The sequence below is a fragment of the Acidocella sp. genome (assembly GCF_035535915.1).
GTDB lineage: Bacteria > Pseudomonadota > Alphaproteobacteria > Acetobacterales > Acetobacteraceae > Acidocella.
This window is the reverse complement of sequence record NZ_DATLPB010000078.1, coordinates 1-6,252: the sequence shown is the minus strand read 5'-3', so window position 1 is coordinate 6,252 and position 6,252 is coordinate 1. Positions and strand designations below refer to the sequence as shown.

The window sequence follows — 6,252 nt, the reverse complement described above, 5'->3', positions numbered from 1 at the left end:
CAAAAAGAAGCAAAAAAACTTTGTTAGTTTGGGCACTGCCGGTTTCAGCGCCGTTGGCCCAGTGTCCTTTTCTTCAGGAGGCCACCATGGAGTACGAACTCTATTACTGGAGCGGATTGCCTGGGCGCGGTGAATTCGTCCGCCTGGCTTTCGAGGAGGCGGGCGTCGCCTATGCCGACATGGCCCGCCACCCGAACGGCACCGCGGCGATGATGAAGCTCATGCAGCGGCCGACGGCAGCACCCGCCCCCTTCGCCCCGCCGTTCCTGAAAACTGGCGATCTCCTCATCCCGCACGTCGCCAACATCCTGATGTATGTCGGCCCCAGGCTCGGCCTCGCGCCGACGGACGAGGCCGGGCGGCATGGTCTGCACGGGCTGCAGCTCACCATCACCGACATCGTCGCCGAGGTGCATGACACGCATCACCCGATCTCCGGCGACCTTTATTATGAGGACCAGAAGGAGCCGGCCAAGGCCCGCGCCGCCGCGTTCCTGGCCAACCGCGTGCCCAAATATCTCGGCTATTTCGAAGAGGCGCTGCAGCAGAACCCGCACGGGCCGGCACATGTTTTCGGGCCGGCCCTCACTTACGTGGACCTGTCCCTGTTCCAACTGATCGAAGGGCTGCGCTACGCCTTTCCCCGCGCCATGCGTGGCTATGCGGCCGAGTATCCGGCGCTCGCCAAGCTCCACGATTCGGTGCGCCGGCGGCCGCGCATCGCCGCCTATCTGAAATCGGAGCGCCGGGTCGCCTTCAACGAGTCGGGCATTTTCCGGCATTACCCCGAACTGGATCAGCCGCCGGCTTAAGCGAAAAGATCAAAGTAAGCGCTATTTTTTGTGAACAAAACGTTGCAAAAAAACTTTATGACTCTGGGCCATGGGCGTTGTCGCTGACACCGCCCATGGCCCAGCATAAACAAAAGTTTTTGGCGCCGCTTTTTTCAAAAAGCGGCTGCTTTCTAACTTACATCCCGATCGCGCGGCGATACACGTCGAGCAGCGTCTCCTGCTCCTCGATCTCCGCCGGCTCCTGCTTGCGGATGCGGATCAGCTGGCGCAGGACTTTCACATCGAACCCGGCCGATTTCGCCTCGGAATAGATGTCCTTGATATCGGAGGCGAGCGCCTTGCGCTCCTCTTCGAGCCGTTCGATGCGCTCGACGATGCTGCGCAGCCGCTCTCCCGCGATGTTCGTGGGCTTGTCATCGGTGGTCGCGTCAAGCGCCATGGGGCTCTCCGTTGCTCGAGGAAGCGCGGGGATAGAGCGGCCTTGCCCTCAGCGTCAATGCCCCGGCGTCGATTTGAACGTCTGCGCCGCCTCGCCGCTGGCCGGCATCTGGTATTTCGCCTGCCACTCTTTGTAGGGCATGCCGTAGACGATCTCGCGCGCCTCGGCATCGGCGAGCGTTAGCCCCATGCCCTCCGCCGCCTCGCGATACCAGCGCGACAGGCAATTGCGGCAAAACCCCGCGAGATTCATCAGGTCGATATTCTGCACGTCGGTGCGCTCGCGCAGATGCGCGACCAGCGCACGGAATGCCGCGGCTTCCAGCTTTTCGGTGGTCGCGGCATCGAAGGTAGGTTTGCTCATGTTTCCGGCTCCTGCCATAGAGGGATTATTGTGGAGGACCATACCGCTAATATGCTTCGCGCCATATTCCAGGCCGCCATAGCGGCCGCCGACCCTGCTCTTTCTCTCAAACCGCACCTTCCCGCTCCCGGCAAAGGCCGCAACATCGTGATTGGCGCCGGCAAGGCCGCCTCCTCAATGGCCGCGGCGCTGGAAGCCGCCTGGCCGGATGTTGCCCTCGAAGGGGTGGTGGTGACCCGCTACGGTCACAAGACTCCGACGCAAAAAATCACCGTGCTCGAAGCCGCGCACCCCGTGCCCGACGAAGCCGGCGAGTCCGCCGCCCGTCGAATCATGGCGGCCGTGCAGAATTTGCAGCCCGAAGACCAGGTGATCGCGCTGATTTCCGGCGGCGCCTCGGCACTGCTCACCTTGCCGGCGCCCGGCCTCACGCTTGAGGACAAGAAGCTCGTCAATAAGGCGCTGCTGGCCTCGGGCGCGCCGATCAGTACGATGAACCGGATCCGCACGCAGCTTTCCGCGGTCAAAGGCGGCAAGCTCGCCGCCGCCTGCGCGCCGGCCAAGCTCGTCACGCTGGCGATCTCCGACGTGCCGGGCGATTCCCCCGCGATCATCGGCTCGGGCCCGACCTGGTACGAGGGCGCGGACTACCGCATGATCGCCACGCCGATGATGGCGCTCGAGGCCGCCGCCAAAAAGGCTGCCATGCCCTACAAGATCCTCGGCGACGCGCTGGAGGGCGAGTCCGCCGAACTCGGCCGTGAGATGGCCGCCTTGGCCTTGCGCGAAACCGGGCCGATGCTGCTGCTCTCCGGCGGCGAGACCACGGTGACCATCGGCAGCGGCAAGCCCGGCCGCGGCGGACGCAACACCGAATTCCTACTGAGCCTCGCGATCGCGCTGAACGGCGCGAAAAACATTTCCGCGCTCGCCGGCGATACGGACGGCATCGACGGCACGGAAGACGCGGCCGGCGCGATCATCACGCCGGACACGCTCGCGCGCGGCCGGGCCTTGGGCCTGGATGCCACGCAATTTTTAAATTCCCATGACAGCTACAGCTATTTCAAAGCGCTGGGGGATCTCGTGATGACCGGTCCCACCATGACGAATGTAAACGATATCCGCGCTATCTTGATCAATTGAGGACTCAGTACCGAAAATGACCGAACGTCTCCGCCGCCATCGCCGCACGAAAATCATCGCCACCTTGGGGCCGGCCAGCTCGACCCCGGAAATGATGGGCCAGCTGTTCCAGGCCGGGGCGGACGTGTTCCGCCTGAATTTCTCCCACGGCTCGCACGAGGACCATGCCGCGCGCATCGAGGCGATCCGCGCGGTGGAGAAAAAATTCGGCCGGCCGATCGGCATTCTCGCCGACGTGCAGGGCCCCAAACTGCGCGTCGGCCAGTTCCAGTCCGGCCGCGTGCAGCTGCAGGCCGGGCAGAGCTTCGTGCTCGACATGAACCCGGCCCCCGGCGACACCCGCCGCGTCTGCCTGCCGCATCCGGAAATCATTTCCGCCGCCGAGATCGGCGCCACGCTGCTGCTCGATGACGGCAAGCTGCGCCTGCGCGTGGTGCGCAAGCGCGACGATCATCTGATGACGGAAATCCTCAACAGCGGCGTGCTGTCGGACCGCAAGGGCGTTAACGTTCCCGACGTCGTGTTACCGATCCCGGCGCTGACGAAGAAAGACCTCGCCGACCTCGAATTCGTGCTGCCGCTCGGCATCGACTATATCGGCCTGTCCTTCGTGCAGCGCCCTGAAGACGTGCTCCAGGCCAAGGCCATCGCCGCCGGCCGTGCCTTGGTCATGGTCAAGCTGGAGAAGCCGCAGGCGCTGGAAAATCTCGACGGCATTCTCGACGCCGCCGATGCGGTGATGGTGGCGCGCGGCGATCTCGGCGTCGAGCTGCCGCCCGAAGACGTGCCGATCGCGCAAAAGCGCATCATCCGCGCCGCGCAGCAGCGCGGCATGCCGGTGGTGGTGGCGACGCAGATGCTGGAAAGCATGATCACCGCCCCCGCGCCGACCCGCGCCGAGGCCTCCGACGTGGCAACCGCGGTGTTCGACGGCGCCGACGCCGTGATGCTCTCCGCGGAATCCGCCGCCGGCCAGTATCCGCGCGAGGCGGTCAACATGATGGACCGCATCGTCGCCCGGGTGGAGCGCGATGAGGATTGGCGCCGCGCCATCGATGCCAAGCGCCCGGCGCCGGAACACTCCTCGGCCGATGCGATCGCCGCCGCCGCCGTGCAGGTGGCGCGCACGATCGGCGCGCAGGCCATCGTGGCGCTCACCGAATCCGGTTCCACGGCGTTGCGCGTGGCGCGCGAGCGGCCGGATTGCCCGGTGCTGGGCCTGACCATCAGCGAGACCGTGGCGCGCCGCCTCGCCGCCGTCTGGGGCGTGCATGCCGCGGTCACCCGCGAGGTGCATTCCATGTCCGACGCGGTGGCCAATGCCGTGAAGATCGCCCGCCTCGAAGGCTTCGCCAACAAGGGCGACGAAATCGTCGTGGTCGCCGGCGTGCCGTTCGGCCAGCCGGGTACGACCAACGCCCTCCGCGTGGCGCGCCTCTAGAGCGCGATGACTTTAACGCGCTTCTAGAGCGCGATGATTTTAAGTCGAACCATTTCACGGTTTCGACTTAAAATCTGAATCGCCCTCTAACTTTTTTGCCTAGAAAAACGGAACCGCTCCTTTTTGTGAACAGGACATCACAAAAAGCCTTTACTCATTCGGGCCGTGCTGATTACATCGGCACGGGCCCAAATGAACAAAAATTTACGCGCCATTTTTCCAGGGAGCGGTCGCCTGCTGCCTACCGCCTGCCCGATCACGTTTTGCGGCTGACCTCAAAAATCGTTTAATTTAAATGAGTTAGAGAACCGGCTTTCGACGGATTCCAGCTTGGTTCTCACCTGCTTTGCCTGTATTGAATGGCGCGATGACAGGGAAGGATCATTTCACAGTGGATTTCACGCGAGCGGAGCAGAACAAAGTCGTGACAGGCCTGGCAGCGGGCCTCGTCATGCTGGCTTTGACCAGTTGCGGCCGGCATCCGCCGGTAGAGGCCGTCGCTCCCGTGCAGCCGGTCGGCCATCTCTATGCCACGCAGGTGACCTTGCCGCCGCCGGTCTCGTCGCGCATCCACTTCACCGCCGCCGAACAAGAGCGGGCCCAGCAGGCGTTCAACGTCATCGGCCTGAAATCCGCGCTGATGGTCGCCGCCCTCTCCTGCGCCGACCAGACCAAGTACGATGCCTTCATGGCCACGTTCCAGCCGCATATCCTGGCCGAACAGCATGTCATGGACGCCTATTTCCGCAAGGCGAGCGGTCCTTATAGTGGGCAGAAGATGGAAGATGATTTCATCACGCTGCTGGCCAACAACCAGTCGATCAGCGGCATCGGCCAGGGCCGCGTTTTCTGCCTCAACAGCGAGGCCGAATACACGGCCGTGTCGACGCTGAAGACGCCTGACCAGTTGAACCGCTTCGTCACCGACACGGCGCCGGGCGCGTCGGCGACGGTGCAGGTCGCCAGCGCCACCGTGGCGGCCGATGACAAGCATGTGGTGCGTCACGAACATTACCGGCATGTCGCGGTCAAGCACAGCGTCACCAAGACCACGACCAAGGTCAAAACCCAAACCAAGACAGCGGCGGCGAGCCAATAATGCTGCCTGACGTGCCGCCGGCACTGCTCGGCGGCGCCCCCAATTTCCGTGCCGTCGCGCCCTTCCCCGCGGCGGATGGGCGCAGGCTGAAACCCGGCATTCTCTATCGTTCCGGTGAGCTATCCCGCCTCAGTGAGGCGGATGTCGCGTGCCTCGCGGGGTGCGGCATCCGCCTGGTCTGCGACCTGCGCAGCACAGCGGAGCAGGCAAGCTATGCGTCCCGCTGGCCGCGGGAGAGTTTACACCGCCATCTGGATTTGCCTGGGCTCGAGGGCACCGATGCCAGCCCGGCCAAGATCTTCGCACTGATCCTCCGCGACCCCACGCCGCGCGGGGCGCGCCTGGCCATGGACACGCTGTACCGCCGCAAACCGCGCGCCTATGCCCCGCAACTCGGCAGCCTGTTCTCGAACCTTTTGCGGGGCGGCGCCCTGCCCTTGCTGGTCCATTGCCATGCCGGCAAGGACCGCACCGGCTTCTTCACCGCCATGCTGCTCGCCGCCGCCGGCATTTCCCGCGACGATATTCTGGCCGACTATGTCGAGACCTCGCGCTTCTTCGCCGCCGAGGCACAAGCGCCGCAAATGGCCGCTTGGGCGGAACATGCCTTCGGCCAGACCTTGGACATCGCCACGGTCCTGCCGCTGGCCGAGGCCCGGCCCGCCTATCTGCAAGCCGCCTTCGCCGCCATCGACGATGAGTTCGGCGGCGTCGAAACCTATCTGACCCAGGCCGTTGGGGTGTCGGCGCCGGAACTGCACGCGTTCCGCGATCTTGTTTTAGAGTAAGGAAGAAAGCAGCCGCTTTTTAAAAAAAGCGGCGCAAAAACTTTGGGGCTGTCCCAGATGTTAGGTTGAATTCTTTCTGACCCAGCGCTTGAGCTGCTTCAAGAGCTGGGCGGGAGAGCCGTCGTTGAACCTCCACTCGCATTCCTTGAGGAAGAGGTGGAAATTGGCTTTTGGGATGCCGT

Annotated in this window: 7 protein-coding genes and 1 pseudogene; 5 read left to right on the top strand and 3 right to left on the bottom strand. The window is 64.0% G+C overall.

The features are described 5' to 3' along the window. Nucleotides 1-86: 86 nt before the first annotated feature. Nucleotides 87-812 (top strand): glutathione S-transferase, encoded by a 726-nt coding sequence (locus VNC39_RS09360; protein WP_325398480.1) that lies wholly within the window; start codon nt 87-89, stop codon nt 810-812. Nucleotides 813-969: 157 nt separating this feature from the next. On the opposite strand, the gene VNC39_RS09355 is transcribed toward VNC39_RS09360, so the two are convergent. Together VNC39_RS09355 and VNC39_RS09350 are read right to left on the bottom strand one after the other, a co-directional pair. Further along, nucleotides 970-1,233, bottom strand: a complete 264-nt coding sequence (locus VNC39_RS09355) for a DUF2312 domain-containing protein (RefSeq protein ID WP_325398478.1) — start codon at nt 1,231-1,233, stop codon at nt 970-972. A 54-nt stretch (nt 1,234-1,287) separates the two neighbouring features. After that, nucleotides 1,288-1,596, bottom strand: a complete 309-nt coding sequence (locus VNC39_RS09350) for a DUF1244 domain-containing protein (protein WP_325398476.1) — start codon at nt 1,594-1,596, stop codon at nt 1,288-1,290. Nucleotides 1,597-1,647: 51 nt separating this feature from the next. Here VNC39_RS09350 and VNC39_RS09345 point away from each other — a divergent pair, with 51 nt between their 5' ends. The 4 genes from VNC39_RS09345 to VNC39_RS09330 all read left to right on the top strand — a co-directional run bounded on the left by VNC39_RS09345 (nt 1,648) and on the right by VNC39_RS09330 (nt 6,070). Next, on the top strand, nt 1,648-2,742 hold the full coding sequence (locus VNC39_RS09345; protein WP_325398474.1) for a glycerate kinase type-2 family protein: 1,095 nt from the start codon (nt 1,648-1,650) through the stop codon (nt 2,740-2,742). Nucleotides 2,743-2,758: 16 nt separating this feature from the next. Then, a complete protein-coding gene (pyk, locus tag VNC39_RS09340) occupies nt 2,759-4,183 on the top strand; it encodes a pyruvate kinase (protein WP_325398472.1) in 1,425 nt (474 codons plus the stop codon). A gap of 391 nt (nt 4,184-4,574) precedes the next feature. Further along, nucleotides 4,575-5,282 carry a hypothetical protein gene (locus VNC39_RS09335; RefSeq protein ID WP_325398470.1) on the top strand — a complete coding sequence of 236 codons (708 nt, stop codon included), beginning with the start codon at nt 4,575-4,577 and terminating at the stop codon, nt 5,280-5,282. Next, the gene (locus VNC39_RS09330; protein WP_325398468.1) at nt 5,282-6,070 is read left to right on the top strand and encodes a tyrosine-protein phosphatase; all 789 of its coding nucleotides are present in this window, start codon (nt 5,282-5,284) and stop codon (nt 6,068-6,070) included. The genes VNC39_RS09335 and VNC39_RS09330 overlap by 1 nt, the downstream gene beginning before the upstream one ends. 60 nt (nt 6,071-6,130) lie before the next feature. Here the strand turns inward: VNC39_RS09330 and VNC39_RS09325 are convergent. After that, nucleotides 6,131-6,252 (bottom strand): annotated as a pseudogene (locus VNC39_RS09325) (IS1595 family transposase); the annotation flags it as partial.